The sequence below is a fragment of the Novosphingobium sp. PP1Y genome (assembly GCF_000253255.1).
Lineage (GTDB): Bacteria > Pseudomonadota > Alphaproteobacteria > Sphingomonadales > Sphingomonadaceae > Novosphingobium.
Map to the genome: position 1 here is coordinate 39,626 of NC_015580.1, position 14,268 is coordinate 53,893.

The following is a 14,268-nucleotide window of genomic DNA, read 5'->3' on the forward strand; positions in this document are numbered from 1 at the left end:
TCCTTCGCCCTCAATTGCGCGGTTCTTGTCAAGAATGGTTGCGCTGTTTCCGCAATCGGTTAACCACTGATCCGAGTCGCACCGATCTGGTTAGTAATCCGGATCGGTGACAGGCGGCCGCTTCGGTGCTAGTTCGCGCCCATGACCGTAGAGACCACGATAGCCGGTACGACCGATACCGAATCGCCCGAAATGCTTGTTGCGCGCATTGCCCGTGACGGCCGCGCTGCCCAGCGCGTCCTTGCCCGGCTCAGCGATGCCAGGAAGGCCGAGGCCCTGCGCGCCGCGGCTGCAGCTCTGCGGGAAGCGGAAGAGCCAATCCTCGAGGCAAACGCTCTCGATATCGCCGCCGGGGAAGCCAAGGGCCTGACCGGTGCCCTGCTCGATCGCCTGCGTCTCGACCCGGCGCGTCTCGAAGGCATTGCCCATGGCCTCGAGCAGGTCGCCGCCTTGCCCGATCCCGTCGGGCAGGTCATCGAGCGGACCGAGCGGCCCAACGGCCTGCAGCTCAGCCGCGTGCGTATCCCGATCGGCCTGATCGGTATCATCTACGAAAGCCGTCCCAACGTGACCGCCGATGCCGCGGCCCTGTGCCTGCGCTCCGGCAATGCCGTGCTGCTGCGCGGCGGCAGCGAGGCGCTCCATTCCAACCGAGCGATCCAGGCCGCGATGGCCAAGGGGCTGGAGAGTGTCGGCATACCTGCGGCGGCGATCCAACTCGTACCGACGCAGGACCGAGCGGTCGTCGGTGCCATGCTGACCGCGGCCGGCCTGATCGACATGATCGTGCCGCGCGGGGGCAAGAGCCTCGTCGCGCGGGTCCAGGCCGACGCCCACGTGCCGGTGCTCGCCCACCTCGACGGCATCTGCCACACGTACGTCCACGCCGCTGCCGATCCGGAAATGGCCCGCAGCGTCGCGCTCAACGCCAAGATGCGGCGGACCGGTATCTGCGGGGCGATGGAGACCCTGCTGCTCGATACGCAGTTCCCCGGTTCGCGCGACGTCGTGACGTCATTGCTCGATTCCGGCTGCGAACTGCGCGGCGATGCGCGCGCGCGCGCGCTCGATCCGCGGATCCTGCCCGCGACCGAGGAAGACTGGGATACCGAGTATCTCGACGCGGTGCTCTCGGTTGCCGTCGTCGACGGCCTCGATGCTGCGCTCGATCACATCGCGGCGCATTCCTCGCATCATACCGACGCGATCATCACGGCCGACGAGGAGGTGGCCGAGCGGTTCCTTACTGAAGCTGACAGCGCCATCGTCATGGTCAATGCCTCGAGCCAGTTCGCCGACGGCGGCGAGTTCGGTCTCGGCGCAGAGATCGGCATTGCCACCGGCCGCCTCCATGCGCGCGGCCCGGTCGCGCTCGAAGGGCTGACGACCTACAAGTGGCAGGTGCGCGGGACCGGGCAGGCCCGGCCCTGAGTGCGACGCCCCTGAATGAGACGAACCTGAGCGAGACCGCCCTGAGCAGCGCAATCCTGGCGCGACGCAGGGGGCCGGTCACCGGTCTGCTGGGCGGCAGTTTCAATCCCGCGCATGGCGGTCATCGGCGCATCAGCCTCTTCGCAATGGACGCGCTGGGGCTGGACGAGGTCTGGTGGCTGGTCTCTCCGGGCAATCCGCTCAAGCCGACGGCGGGCATGGCGCCACTGGCGGCGCGTGTCGCCTCGGCACGGCGGCAGGCGCGCAGATCGCGAATCCGCGTGACCGCGATCGAGCGGGAACTGGGGACTCGCTACACCGTCGACTCGCTCCGCAAGCTGCTCCAGCGCTATCCGAAACGCCGGTTCGTCTGGCTCATGGGTGCCGACAATCTCGCCCAGCTGCACCGCTGGAAGGACTGGCGCAATCTCGCACGACTCATGCCGATTGCGGTAATTGCGCGTCCGGGGTATGATGGCCCCGCCTTCGCGAGCCCCGCGATGGCCTGGCTGGGGAAGTTCCGGAGACCCCAATCCAGTCTCAGAGGTCCGGAAAGGTGGAGCGCGCCTGCGCTGGTGACATTGCGATTCGACCCCGATACGCGGTCGGCAACGGCGATACGCCGGGCCGATCCGGACTGGGCCCGGAAGCCGTCGAACGGACTTTCGCGCAACGGTCGCTATCGGGACGGTGTCACGCACCGCCCGATTCCCGGAGATGCAGCGTGACTGGGCATTGCCCTTTTCTGCTGCGAATCCATCCCCTCGAAAACCTGATTGTCTGCGGCGGGATGTTTGCCATCGCGCCGGGACGGTCATTGAAAGGAGCAGTACCGAACTAGATGCCACAGGCACAGATACAGCCGGCTACAACCGGCGCAACGCCCCCGGCCATGGTCGACAGCGACGACCCGCAATTGGCCTTGGTCCTGCAGTCTCTGGATGACGACCAGGCGCAGGACCTTGTTACGATCGATCTCGAAGGCAAGTCGAGCATCGCCGACTACATGGTGATCGCTTCCGGCCGGTCGACGAGACAAGTGGCCGCGATGGCCCAGAAACTCGGCGAACGCCTCAAACAGGGCGGCTTCGGCAATCCTCGCGTCGAGGGCCTGCCGGCAGCCGACTGGGTACTTGTCGACGCGGGCGGCGTGATCGTCCATCTCTTCCGTCCGGAAGTTCGCAGCTTCTACAACCTCGAACGGATGTGGGGCTTCGATGGTCCCTCGGGTGCGGCTTGAGGGTCGATTCGGTCCGTTGAAGACGGTCTGAGAGGATAGACCCGGCCCGTAAGAACAACCGGCCGGGCTCGCGAAAGGAACTTGAGACGCGCCAACGTCCCTTGGGACAGGGCGCGCCGACGCCATGCTTTTGCATATCATCGCCCGCGGCAAGATCGCCCGCTCGCCGGAAGCCGAGCTGCTCGATCGCTATGCCAAGCGGATCACCTGGCCTTTCAAGCACAGCGAATTGCCCGACACCGGCGGCAAGGTTCCGCCCCCGGTGCAGACTCCCGTGCGCGAGGTTCTGCTCGACGAGCGGGGCAAGGCGATGTCGTCCGAAGAATTTGCCGCGCTGCTCGGTCGATGGCGTGACGAAGGCGTGCGGGAATGCCGTTTCCTGATCGGCGCCGCAGACGGGCATGGCGACGAGGCGAGGGCCCGGGCGGACCACTTGCTGTGCTTCGGCAAGATGACCTGGCCGCATCTCATGGCCCGGGCGATGCTGGCCGAACAGCTCTGGCGGGCGACCGCGATTCTTGCCGGGCACCCCTATCACCGCTCGGGGTGAGGACCATCAGCCCCTGCGTTTGTGCCCCTTGCGGGCGATGAGCAGGAAGACAATCGGGACCGTCAGCCCAAGCGAAAAGCCGATTGCCGCGCCCCAGATGGAGCCGGTGTTGCCTCCGAGCATGGCCCCGAGAATGGCGCCGGCAACGAACAGCAGGACGGGCAGCAGGCAGCCGATAGCGAACATAAGCCGGCTATGGCGCCTCAGGCCGAAAACCGCCGGGCGCGATCCGCGAGGCGGGACACGGCATCGCGGTGAATCGCAGACGAGGTGACGAGCACGCCGAAAGCGCGCGGGTCGTGCTTGTTGTAATTGAGCGCCTTGCCGAAAGCGTCGGTGACCGTCGCGCCGGCCTCGCGGGCGATGAGACCGGCGGCGGCGATGTCCCATTCGTAGCCCCAGCGCAGCGAGGCGAGCAGATCGGCCTCGTCAGCGGCAACCATGGCCATGCGCAGGGCGATCGAGTTGGGCTGTTCTACGAGCGTCAGATCGGCGTCTTCGCAGGCCAGCTTCTTGGCCGGAACCCGTGCGCCGGGAAGGGAATCGCGCTCGCTTGCGGCGAGTCGCGTGCCGTTGCGCCAGCTGCCCTTGCCGGCTTCGGCATGCCAGAACTCGCCGCCTTCATCGCGGCGGCGGGCAGGGGCGTAGAGATAGCCGAAGAGCGGACGGCGCGTGTTGACGAGCGCGACCGAGACGGCCCAGCCGGTACGTCCGGCGATGAAATCGCGCGTTCCGTCGATCGGATCGACCAGCCACACCAGCTGGTCCTGCAGGCGATCGGGCGCGTCCGCCGTTTCCTCGGAGAGCCATCCAGCGGACGGGAGCAGGGCAGATAACTCCTTCTTGAGAAAGGCGTCGACCGCCAAATCGGCGTCGCAGACCGGACTTCCCGGCGTCTTTTCCCAGTGCTTGAGCGCATGCCCGTCACCCGGCCAGCCGGCCAGGGCGAGGCGTCCTGCCTCACGCACGATCGATTCGAGTTTGCTGCGGTCAATCATCGTCAAGCAATCGGTTGGCGGGAATCATGTTTCCCGAGTGTGTTGCGTCCCACCTATGAAATTGCGCAGGGATCGGGACTTTTCAAGCGCGCAGGGATGTGCTTATGCGGCCCGGCAAAATACGGGGCTCCCCGCGCCTTCCCTAGGACACTCCAGCAGAAAGCGATTCTTCATATGAACATTCACGAATATCAGGCGAAGGAACTGCTTGCGAAGTATGGCGTGGGCATTCCCGCCGGCATCGCCGCTCTCACGGTCGAAGAAGCGGTTGCCGCCGCCAAGCAGCTGCCTGGTCCGCTTTATGTCGTGAAGGCCCAGATCCACGCCGGTGGGCGCGGCAAGGGCAAGTTCAAGGAACTCGGCCCCGACGCGAAGGGCGGCGTTCGCCTTGCCAAGTCGATCGAGGAAGTCGAAGCCTTCGCCAAGGAAATGCTCGGCAACACCCTCGTCACCGTGCAGACCGGTGAAGCTGGCAAGCAGGTCAACCGTCTCTACGTGACCGACGGCGTCGACATCGCCAAGGAATACTACTTCTCGATGCTCGTCGACCGTGCCTCGGGCCGCGTCGCGATGATCGCCTCGACCGAAGGCGGCATGGACATCGAGGAAGTCGCGCACTCGACTCCCGAAAAGATCACCACCGTCACGATCGACCCCGCCGAAGGCTTCCAGCCGCACCACGGCCGCGCGGTAGCCTATGCGCTCAAGCTGGACGGTGACCTCAACAAGCAGGCCCAGAAGATCGCCAAGCAGATCTACGAGGCCTTCATGGCGCTCGATTGCGACATGCTCGAGATCAATCCGCTGGTCGAAACCAAGGACGGCCAGCTGCTCGTCCTCGACACCAAGATGAGCTTCGACTCGAACGCCCTTTACCGTCACCCCGACGTCTTCGCCCTGCGCGACGAGACCGAAGAAGACCCGGCCGAGATCGAAGCGAGCAAGTACGACCTCGCCTACATCAAGCTCGACGGCGACATCGGCTGCATGGTCAACGGCGCGGGCCTTGCCATGGCGACGATGGACATCATCAAGCTCAACGGCTCGTTCCCGGCCAACTTCCTCGACGTGGGCGGCGGCGCCACCACCGAGAAGGTGACTGCGGCATTCAAGATCATTCTCAAGGACCCCAACGTGAAGGGCATCCTCGTGAACATCTTCGGCGGCATCATGAAGTGCGACGTCATCGCGGAAGGCATCGTCGCTGCGGCCAAGGAAGTGAACCTGGGCGTGCCGCTCGTGGTTCGCCTCGAAGGCACCAACGTCCAGCAGGGCAAGGACATCCTGGCCAACTCGGGCCTGCCGATCGTCCCCGCCAACGACCTGGGCGATGCAGCCAAGAAGATCGTCGCGGAAGTGAAGAGTGCCGCCTGATAGTTCCCGGCGAACTATCGCATGACGAATGATTTGACGGCGGGGGTTTCGCGACCCCCGCCGTTTCTGCATCTGGCGTTACCGGCTCATCTTGAATGGCATCGCATTCACGTTCTCTCGAACCTCTGTCGTTTCGAGGGGCTTGACGCGAGGTTCGGGGGGCGCAATAGCGGGCTCGGTATAGTTTAATTGCGCGGTTAAATTTGCCGTCCCGACCTTAGAGAGGACCGAATCGCATGAAAATCATCGTCCCGGTAAAGCGGGTGATCGACTACAACGTAAAGCCGCGGGTGAAGTCCGACGGCACCGGCGTTGATCTTGCCAACGTCAAGATGAGCATGAACCCCTTCGACGAAATCGCCGTCGAGGAAGCCATCCGCCTCAAGGAAGCGGGCAAGGCCGAAGAGATCATTGCGGTCTCGGTCGGCCCGGCCAAGGCACAGGAAACGCTGCGCACGGCGCTCGCCATGGGTGCGGACCGCGCGATCCTGGTGGAAACCGACGCCGAAGTCGAACCGCTGGCCGTTGCCAAGATCCTGAAAGCGATCGTCGCTGAAGAGAACCCCGGCCTCGTCATCCTCGGCAAGCAGGCCATCGACGACGATAGCAATCAGACCGGCCAGATGCTCGCTGCGCTGCTGGGCCGCCCGCAGGGCACTTTCGCCAGCAAGGTCGAGATCGACGGCGACAGCGTGGCTGTGACCCGTGAAGTCGACGGCGGTCTGGAGACCGTGAGGCTTGCCATGCCGGCCATCGTCACCACCGACCTGCGCCTCAACGAACCGCGCTACGCATCGCTGCCGAACATCATGAAGGCGAAGAAGAAGCCGCTCGATAGCAAGTCGCCGGCCGACTACGGCGTCGAGATCGCTCCGCGGCTCAAGACCCTCAAGGTCTCCGAACCGCCGGTACGCCAGGCGGGCATCAAGGTGCCCGACGTCGATGCGCTGGTTGCCAAGCTCAAGGAAATGGGAGTCGCCTGATCATGAAGACGCTTGTTTGGGTCGAACACGACAACGCGTCGCTCAAGGATGCGACGCTCGCCACTGTCACCGCGGCTGCCAAGCTGGGTGAAGTCCACCTCCTTGTCGTCGGTTCGGGCTGCCGCGCCGTCGCCGAAGCGGCCGCGCAGATCGCTGGCGTGGGCAAGGTCCACCTCGCCGACAATGCGGCCTACGAGCATGGCCTCGCCGAGAACATCGCGCCGCTGATCGCCGATCTCATGGCCGATCACGACGCCTTCCTCGCCCCGGCGACCACCACCGGCAAGAATGTGGCGCCGCGCGTCGCCGCCCTGCTCGATGTGATGCAGGTTTCGGACATCCTCTCGGTCGAAGGCGAGAAGACCTTCACCCGTCCGATCTATGCCGGCAACGCGATTGCGACGGTCGAAAGCACCGATGCCAAGCTGGTCATCACCGTGCGCGGTACCGCCTTCGGGAAGGCCGACGCCACCGGCGGTTCGGCTGCTATCGAAGACGTCGCCGGGCCTGGCGATGCGGGTCTGTCGAGCTTTGTCGGCGCCGAGCTGGCAAAGTCGGAACGTCCTGAACTGACCAGCGCGAAGATCATTGTCTCGGGTGGCCGCGCGCTCAAGGATGCGGCGACTTTCGAGGAATACATCATGCCGCTCGCCGACAAGCTCGGCGCAGGCGTGGGTGCTTCGCGCGCTGCAGTCGATGCCGGCTACGTGCCCAATGACTACCAGGTCGGCCAGACCGGCAAGATCGTGGCGCCGGAAGTCTACATCGCCGTCGGCATCTCGGGCGCAATCCAGCACCTGGCCGGCATGAAGGATTCCAAGACCATCATCGCCATCAACAAGGACGAGGATGCACCGATCTTCCAGGTCGCCGACATCGGCCTCGTTGCCGACCTGTTCAAGGCCGTGCCGGAGCTCACCGAAAAGCTGTGAGAACCTACCTCCTGCAATGATTGCAGAAACCCCGGAAGGCTCGCTTCCGGGGTTTTTGTTTGCCTGCTCAAGAGTGCCGGATCAGGCAGGCAGGCGCTCGAAGAGGTTGAGTACCGTCCTGTCGTCTTCCGCCAAGTGCTGCCCGCACGGCTTGAAGCCGAGGCGGGCGGCAAGGCGTTCGGAAGGGGTGTTGCCTTCCTCGATCATGCAGGCGATCCGGCGCTTGCCGTGGACCCGGTCGAACCAGGCCAGAACTGCAGCCATGACTTCGCCGGCGAGGCCTTCGCCCCAATGGTCCTGCCGCACGATCCAGCCGGCTTCGGGCACATCGTCCATGCCCTTGCCGAAGCCGCGCCATGAATGGAAAATGCCGCAATTGGCGATGAGGTCGGCCTCGCCGCGCTTGCGGACGTAGAACGTGCCGTAGCCGTAGAGCGCCCAGCTTCCGGTGTTGCGGCTGAGCCTTTCGAACTGCGAGAAGTGATCTGCGCGCGCCGGGCCAAGGTAGCGGGTCATGTCCTTGCCTTCGAGCAGGCGCACCAGCCCCTCGAGATCGCCCGGCCCGGGTTGCCACAATTCGTAGCGCCGGGTGGTCAAAGGGGGTTTCCCTGCGTTCACAGCCATCGCTCCACGGTGTGGATTGCCATGCCGACGAGCCCGCCGACAAGGGTGCCGTTGATGCGGATGAACTGCAGGTCCCGGCCCACGGCCCCTTCTATGCGGTCCGAAACGGTCTTGGCATCCCACCGCTTCACGGTTTCGGATACGAGTCGTACGATCTCCGAGCCATAGCGCGAGGCCACGCCGACCAGCGTCCTGCGGGCGAACCGATTGACGAGAGCCTGGAGGCGCCGGTCCTCGCCGAGGGCAAGGCCAAGCTGGGAAATCGAATCGCCTAGGCTGCCCGAAAGCGCCTTGTCCGGATTACGGACCGCGCGCAGCAGCGCCTCGCGGGCGCGTTCCCACATGGCATCGAGCCAGGCCGCCATGGCCGGGTTCTCGATCAGCTCGCTCTTGATACGCTCCACCTTGGCGCGCACTGCCGGATCGTGGCGCAGATCGTCGGCAAGGCGCGTGAGCGACTCGTCGATCCTGGCGCGCAAGGGATGGTCCGGCTGCACGATCACTTCGGCCAGCAGGCGGTAGGCGCCGTCGAGCACACCATTGGCAAGGCGTTCGTCCAGCCCGGTCCAGCGCATGATCGCGTTGGCGCGCTGGTGAATCATGTCGCGGATCATCGGCTCGTTTGCCTCGATGGCCTCGCCGATCTTGCGCAGGACCGACGCCAGTACCGGCAGGTGGCGCTTGTCGGCAATGGCGTTGGCGAGGGTCTGGCCGAGCAGGGGGGCGAGATCGATGCGGGAGAGCTGCTTGCGCAGGCCGGCCTTGATCATGCCGCCCATCTGGTCGGGGTCGAGCGACTCCAGGATGTCGGCGAAGAGGCCCGCGGCGCCGGCCCGCAGGCGCGACTGCTCGTCGCGACGCGGATCGGCGAGGAAGGCCCCGGCACTTGCTGCGAGGTTGAAGCCGTGCAGGCGGCGGGCCACCACCTGCGGCGTCAGGAAGTTGTCGCGCAGAAAGGTCGCCATCGAATCGGCGATACGGTCCTTGTTGAACGGTATGATCGCGGTGTGCGGGATCGGCAGCCCCAGCGGTCGGCGAAACAGTGCGGTGACGGCGAACCAGTCGGCGAGCCCGCCGACCATCGCGGCCTCGGTGAAGGCGATCGCATACCCCAGCATCGGGTCCCAGGTCGGATAGAGGACAGCAAGACGCCGCAGGGCCATGAAGGACAGGGCCATCAGCAAGAGCAGCCCTGTCGCGAAAAGGCGCATGCGCCTTGCGCGATCCTGCCTCGGTATCTCCTGCGTCACCACTCCAGTCTTACGCGCCGCGCTCTGCAAGGTTCCCCGCTTCCCTGCCCAGGCCGACTATTCCGCGGGGACGGACGCGCCGCCCTTGTCGTCGGGATGGCCGGTTCCATGCGCATGATGCGGTTCGAACGTGAGCAGGGACTTGCGCAGACGCGGTCCGATCCGCTTTTCGAAGCCGTCGGCAAGGCTGAACGCAGCCGGGACGATGATCAGCGTCAGGAATGTCGAAAGCAGCAGGCCCCCGATCACGGTGATGCCCATGGGCGCACGCCACGCACCGTCACCCGAAAGCGAGGCGGCGGTAGGTACCATGCCGGCGGTCATGGCTACTGTGGTCATGATGATTGGCTGGGCACGTTTGTGGCCTGCGTCCATGATCGCGTGGAGCTTGTCGACGCCGCTCGCCATTTCCTCGATCGCGAAGTCGATCAGCAGGATCGAGTTCTTGGCGACGATGCCCAGTAGCATGAGGATACCGATATAGACCGGCATAGACACCGGCTGGCCGACGATGGTGAGGGCGATCATGCCGCCAAGCGGGGCAAGCAGCAGCGAGGCCATGTTCACCAGCGGCGAGACGAAGCGCTTGTAGAGCAGCACCAGCACCGCGAAGACCAGGAAGATGCCGCTGATGACGGCGATGATGAAGCTGGTGACCATTTCCTGCTGCCACTTGTCCTCGCCTACCGGCGCGTTCGAAACGCCAGCCGGGAGGTTCTGCATGATCGGCAGCTTCTGGATCTGCTCCATCACCGGCCCCTTGACCTGGCCCTGGCCGAGGTCGGCGCCGACGAAGACGCGGCGGGACTGGTTGTAGCGCTGGATCTGGGTGGGCCCGGCGCCGAAGCGGATCTCCGCCACGCGCTTGAGCGGGACCGAGCCGCCGCTTGCAGTCGGTACCGGCATGTTCTCGATCGTCGAGAGATCGCGGCGCGAGGAGCGCGGCATGATCACGCGGATCGGGATCTGGCGGTCGCTCAGGGAGAACTTGGCGGCGTTCTGGTCGATTTCGCCCAAGGTGGCGATGCGGATCGCCTGGCTCAGCGCCGTTGTCGTCACGCCCAGTTGTGCGGCCAGGTCCAGCCGCGGGACGACGACCAGTTCCGGACGCTTGAGGTCTGCGGCGATGCGCGGAGCGACGACGCCTTTGACCCCGCGCATTTCCTCGACGAGCTTCTGCGCAGTGGCATTGAGGAGTTCGGAATCGCTGCCCGACAGCATGACCGAGATGTCACGCCCGGTGCCGAAGCCTCCTGCCTGGCTGGCGAAGGTCACGCGCGCATCGGCTATTTTCTGGAGCTGGGGGGCCATGCGCTGCTCGAACTGCTTGCTGGTCGTCTCGCGCTCCTTGGCAGGCTTGAGCGAGACGTAGAGCGTGGCCGCCGCCTCGCGCGAGGTTTCGAGCACGCGTTCGACTTCGGGCTGCCTTTCCAGCAGGCCGGTGACCTGGTCGGATACGGCGGCGGTCTGCTCGATGGTCGTGCCCGGGACCATCTCGATGTTGACCTGGCTGGTGTCGTTGTTCTCGTTGGGCTGGAACTGCTGCTGCGAACCGACGAGCAGTGCGGCCGTGACAACGAGTGCATAGATGCCCGCGCAGAAGGCGTAGAAACGGTGGTCGCGCGAGCGGGCGGCCAGGCGCTCCGACAGGTACCGATACCAGCGGCCGAAATGCCCGAGCGCCGCCGCAGCGCCATGCAGGAAGCGGCCTGCGAAGAACGCGATGATCGGCACGGCGATCGGCGCGATCAGCGCGGCGAAGATCACCGCGCCATTCTTGAGCCCGACCGAAGCGAGTACTTCGTGGAGTCCGTAATAGATGAGGGCGGCGGCACCGGCGCCCAGGGCGATGACGAGCGTGATGGCGAGCGCGCCCACAGGGTAATACCACAGTTGCGCGGGGACATCTGCGATCTGCGCACGCCGGCGCTTGGCCTCTCTGGTGTCGAGGGTCCAGGCCAGAACCTTCATGTAGAGGTCCATGGCGCGGCCTTCGCCGTGTTCGGCGTGGCCATGAGCCTTGAGGAAATAGGCCGCGACCATCGGCGTGATGAGGCGCGCGACGGCAAGGCTCATCAGCACCGCGACGACGACGGTCAGGCCGAAAGCCTTGAAGAACTGGCCGGGAATGCCGGGCATGAGCCCGACGGGCAGGAACACCGCGACGATCGAGAAGGTGGTGGCGACGACCGCGAGGCCGATTTCGTCGGCGGCATCGATCGAGGCCTGGTAGGCCGACTTGCCCATGCGCATGTGCCGCACGATGTTCTCGATCTCGACGATCGCGTCGTCGACCAGCACGCCTGCGACGAGGCTGAGGGCCAGCAGGGACAGGAAGTTGAGCGTGAAGCCCATCATGTCCATGAACCAGAAGGTCGGGATCGCCGAAAGCGGGATCGCGATGGCGGAAATGAAGGTCGCCCGCCAGTCGCGCAGGAACAGGTAGACGATGACGATCGCCAGCACCGCGCCTTCGACCAGCGCTTCCATCGAGCTGGTGTACTGGTCCTTGGTGTAGTCCACCTGCGAGAACAGCTGCGTGATGTGGACGCGCGGATTGTCCTGCTTGATCTGTTCCAGCGCCTGGACCGCCGCATCGTAGACGGTGACGTCCGAAGCGCCGAGCGCGCGTTCGAAGCCGAAGGTCACCACTTCGCGGCCGTGCAGCTTGGCGATGCGGGTCTGTTCCGAGTACCCGTCATAGACATTGGCGACGTCGGACAGCTTGATCGAGCGGCCGTTACCGAGGTTGATGCGGGTCTGCGAGAGGTCGAAGGCGGTGTCGGCATTGCCCAGGACGCGGACCGACTGGCGTGAACCGGCGATCTCGGCCTGGCCGCCGGCCGCGTCCGTGTTGACTGCGCGCAGTGCGTTGTTGACGTCGCGGGCGGTCACGCCGAGCGAAGCCATCTTGTCGGGATCGATCACCACCCGGATTTCGCGGTCGACGCCGCCCTGGCGCGAGACCGAGGCCAGTCCCTCGATCGACAGCAGCTTCTTGGCGATGGTGTCGTCGATGAACCAGCTGAGCTGCTCCATCGTCATGTCATCGGCACTGACCGCGAAGAGCGCGAGGTTGCCCCCGCCGCCCGCTTCGACCTTGGCGACCTGCGGTTCGAGGATGCCGTCGGGCAAGTCGCTGCGGATCTGGTCGACCGCGTTCTTGACCTGGTTGGTTGCGACGTCCGGATCGGTGCCGATCGAGAACATCACGAATGTGGAGGAATTGCCCTCTGACGCAGTCGACTGGATTTCCTCAACGCCCGGGACCGAACGTGTTGCCGCCTCGATCTTCTGGGTGATCTGGGTTTCGATTTCACTTGGCGCTGCGCCGGGCTGCGAGACCGAAACGTGGACGCCCGGAAATTCGACGTCCGGCATGTTATTCACGTCCATGCGCGAGAACGAGACCATGCCGGCGACCATCACGCCGATGAAGAAGACGATGGGGACGATCGGATTGCGGATCGACCATGCCGAGATGTTGCGCAGGCTCATGCGTCCGGATCAGTTCTTCTCGGTGACAAGTTTGGTCTGGACCTTGTCACCGTTGTTGAGGAACCCGCCGGCGCGCAGCACGACTTTCTCCGTGCCGTTGAGGCCCGACCTGATGGCAATGCCGTCGGCCGTGACGAGTCCGGTCTTCACGTCGCGGCGCTGGACCGTGTTGTCCTTGCCCACGACATAGACGAACGCGCCCTTGTCATCGTTCTGGATTGCCGATTCCGGCAGCATCGGCGCGACGACCGCGCCGGTCTCGATGGTTGCCGAGGCGAATCCGCCGGGACGCAGTTCCTTGGCGTAGGACAGCGCGATGCGCGCGGTGCCCTGGCGGTTGTCGGGATCGATGACGGGCGAGATCTGCCAGACCTGTCCGGTGAAGGTCTTGTTCGAGCCCACCGGGATGACTTGCGCGGTCACGCCCACGCTCAGCTTGGCGAGATCGTCTTCGCTCAGATCGGCGAGCAGCTCCATCTCGCCGCCCTTGGCCAGTCGGAACAGCACGCCGGTGCCGCCGCCAACGACCTGCCCGGGCTCGGCATTGCGCTCGAGCACAAGGCCCGCTGCGGGGGCGACGATGTTGAGGCGTGCGGCCTGGGCCTTGAGCTGGCCGAGCGTGGCCTGCGCCACGCGCACGCGGGCATTGGCGGAATTGCGTTCGGCAGTCAGGCGATCGACGTCGGCCTTGGAGATGAAGCCGCGGTCGACGAGCTTGAGGGCGCGATCCAGATTGGACTGGGCCAGTTGGGCATCGGCGCGGGCGACGTCGACCTGTGCGGCCTGGCTGGCGATCTGCTGGTTCTGGACGGAACGATCGACGACGGCGAGGACCTGGCCCTGTTCGACCCAGTCGCCCGGCTCCACGAGGACCTGGCGGATCTCGCCGCCTTCGCCGACCGAGCCGACCGGCATTTCGCGGCGCGCGGCAAGCGTGCCGGTGGCACTGATCTCACCCTGCACCGTGGTCTTTCCCGGGACGACCACGGTGACGACGGGAGTCTGGATGTCGGACTCGTCGGCGAGGTCGTTGCCGCCGCGCAAGTGGGTTAGCGCCCAGATTCCGATCATCAGGACAAGCGCAATGGCGGAAGCGACCCAGATACGGCGGCGCAGGACGCGGTCCTGCTCGTCGGCGCCAGACATCAACTCGCCAGCGGCGAGCGCGTCATCTTCCGGCACGGATTCAATCTTGGTGTCGTAATTCATCGGTTCACCGCAATAACTCCTCTCCGAACACTTCCGTCCGGTGCGGAGTGATTTGCCGCCATTGGTCCCGGATGCGACGATCCGGGCCGCACTTGCGGCAGAATTTCATGCGTGCCGACATATACGTGCGCCGACCGACTGGCAACTTGCAGTCGGTTCACGACATATATCGTCCGACG

The 14,268-nt window shown here is 65.1% G+C and carries 13 protein-coding genes; 7 read left to right on the forward strand and 6 right to left on the reverse strand.

Features of this window, described 5'->3' with window-relative positions; genetic code table 11:
• Window positions 1–141: 141 nt before the first annotated feature.
• The 4 genes from PP1Y_RS06330 to PP1Y_RS06345 all read left to right on the forward strand — a co-directional run bounded on the left by PP1Y_RS06330 (window position 142) and on the right by PP1Y_RS06345 (window position 3,221).
• The gene (locus PP1Y_RS06330) at window positions 142–1,431 is read left to right on the forward strand and encodes a glutamate-5-semialdehyde dehydrogenase (RefSeq protein ID WP_013831500.1); all 1,290 of its coding nucleotides are present in this window, start codon (window positions 142–144) and stop codon (window positions 1,429–1,431) included.
• Window positions 1,395–2,159, forward strand: coding sequence for a nicotinate-nucleotide adenylyltransferase (locus PP1Y_RS06335; RefSeq protein ID WP_013831501.1), 765 nt, complete (start codon window positions 1,395–1,397; stop codon window positions 2,157–2,159). The genes PP1Y_RS06330 and PP1Y_RS06335 overlap by 37 nt, the downstream gene beginning before the upstream one ends.
• 113 nt (window positions 2,160–2,272) lie before the next feature.
• Window positions 2,273–2,671, forward strand: a complete 399-nt coding sequence (rsfS, locus tag PP1Y_RS06340) for a ribosome silencing factor (RefSeq protein WP_369799491.1) — start codon at window positions 2,273–2,275, stop codon at window positions 2,669–2,671.
• Between the two features lie 124 nt (window positions 2,672–2,795).
• Entirely contained in the window at window positions 2,796–3,221 is a 426-nt protein-coding gene (locus PP1Y_RS06345; RefSeq protein ID WP_013831502.1) for a 23S rRNA (pseudouridine(1915)-N(3))-methyltransferase RlmH, read from the forward strand.
• Between the two features lie 6 nt (window positions 3,222–3,227).
• Here PP1Y_RS06345 and PP1Y_RS06350 read toward each other — a convergent pair whose 3' ends face one another.
• A complete protein-coding gene (locus PP1Y_RS06350; protein WP_041558631.1) occupies window positions 3,228–3,407 on the reverse strand; it encodes a hypothetical protein in 180 nt (59 codons plus the stop codon).
• A gap of 17 nt (window positions 3,408–3,424) precedes the next feature.
• Window positions 3,425–4,219 (reverse strand): 3'(2'),5'-bisphosphate nucleotidase CysQ, encoded by a 795-nt coding sequence (locus tag PP1Y_RS06355; protein WP_013831503.1) that lies wholly within the window; start codon window positions 4,217–4,219, stop codon window positions 3,425–3,427.
• A 174-nt stretch (window positions 4,220–4,393) separates the two neighbouring features.
• Here PP1Y_RS06355 and sucC point away from each other — a divergent pair, with 174 nt between their 5' ends.
• The 3 genes from sucC (at window position 4,394) to PP1Y_RS06370 (ending at window position 7,508) form a co-directional block, all read left to right on the forward strand.
• On the forward strand, window positions 4,394–5,593 hold the full coding sequence (gene sucC / locus PP1Y_RS06360) for an ADP-forming succinate--CoA ligase subunit beta (protein WP_013831504.1): 1,200 nt from the start codon (window positions 4,394–4,396) through the stop codon (window positions 5,591–5,593).
• Window positions 5,594–5,829: 236 nt separating this feature from the next.
• The gene (locus tag PP1Y_RS06365) at window positions 5,830–6,576 is read left to right on the forward strand and encodes an electron transfer flavoprotein subunit beta/FixA family protein (RefSeq protein WP_013831505.1); all 747 of its coding nucleotides are present in this window, start codon (window positions 5,830–5,832) and stop codon (window positions 6,574–6,576) included.
• A gap of 2 nt (window positions 6,577–6,578) precedes the next feature.
• Window positions 6,579–7,508 carry an electron transfer flavoprotein subunit alpha/FixB family protein gene (locus PP1Y_RS06370; protein ID WP_013831506.1) on the forward strand — a complete coding sequence of 310 codons (930 nt, stop codon included), beginning with the start codon at window positions 6,579–6,581 and terminating at the stop codon, window positions 7,506–7,508.
• A gap of 81 nt (window positions 7,509–7,589) precedes the next feature.
• Here PP1Y_RS06370 and PP1Y_RS06375 read toward each other — a convergent pair whose 3' ends face one another.
• The 4 genes from PP1Y_RS06375 to PP1Y_RS06390 all read right to left on the reverse strand — a co-directional run bounded on the left by PP1Y_RS06375 (window position 7,590) and on the right by PP1Y_RS06390 (window position 14,089).
• The gene (locus PP1Y_RS06375) at window positions 7,590–8,105 is read right to left on the reverse strand and encodes a GNAT family N-acetyltransferase (protein ID WP_232512560.1); all 516 of its coding nucleotides are present in this window, start codon (window positions 8,103–8,105) and stop codon (window positions 7,590–7,592) included.
• 17 nt (window positions 8,106–8,122) lie between these two features.
• On the reverse strand, window positions 8,123–9,343 hold the full coding sequence (locus tag PP1Y_RS06380) for a DUF445 domain-containing protein (protein ID WP_041559172.1): 1,221 nt from the start codon (window positions 9,341–9,343) through the stop codon (window positions 8,123–8,125).
• Window positions 9,344–9,439: 96 nt separating this feature from the next.
• Window positions 9,440–12,880: an efflux RND transporter permease subunit gene (locus PP1Y_RS06385; RefSeq protein ID WP_013831509.1), complete on the reverse strand. Its 3,441-nt coding sequence runs from the start codon at window positions 12,878–12,880 to the stop codon at window positions 9,440–9,442.
• Window positions 12,881–12,889: 9 nt separating this feature from the next.
• Entirely contained in the window at window positions 12,890–14,089 is a 1,200-nt protein-coding gene (locus PP1Y_RS06390; protein ID WP_013831510.1) for an efflux RND transporter periplasmic adaptor subunit, read from the reverse strand.
• Window positions 14,090–14,268: the final 179 nt, after the last annotated feature.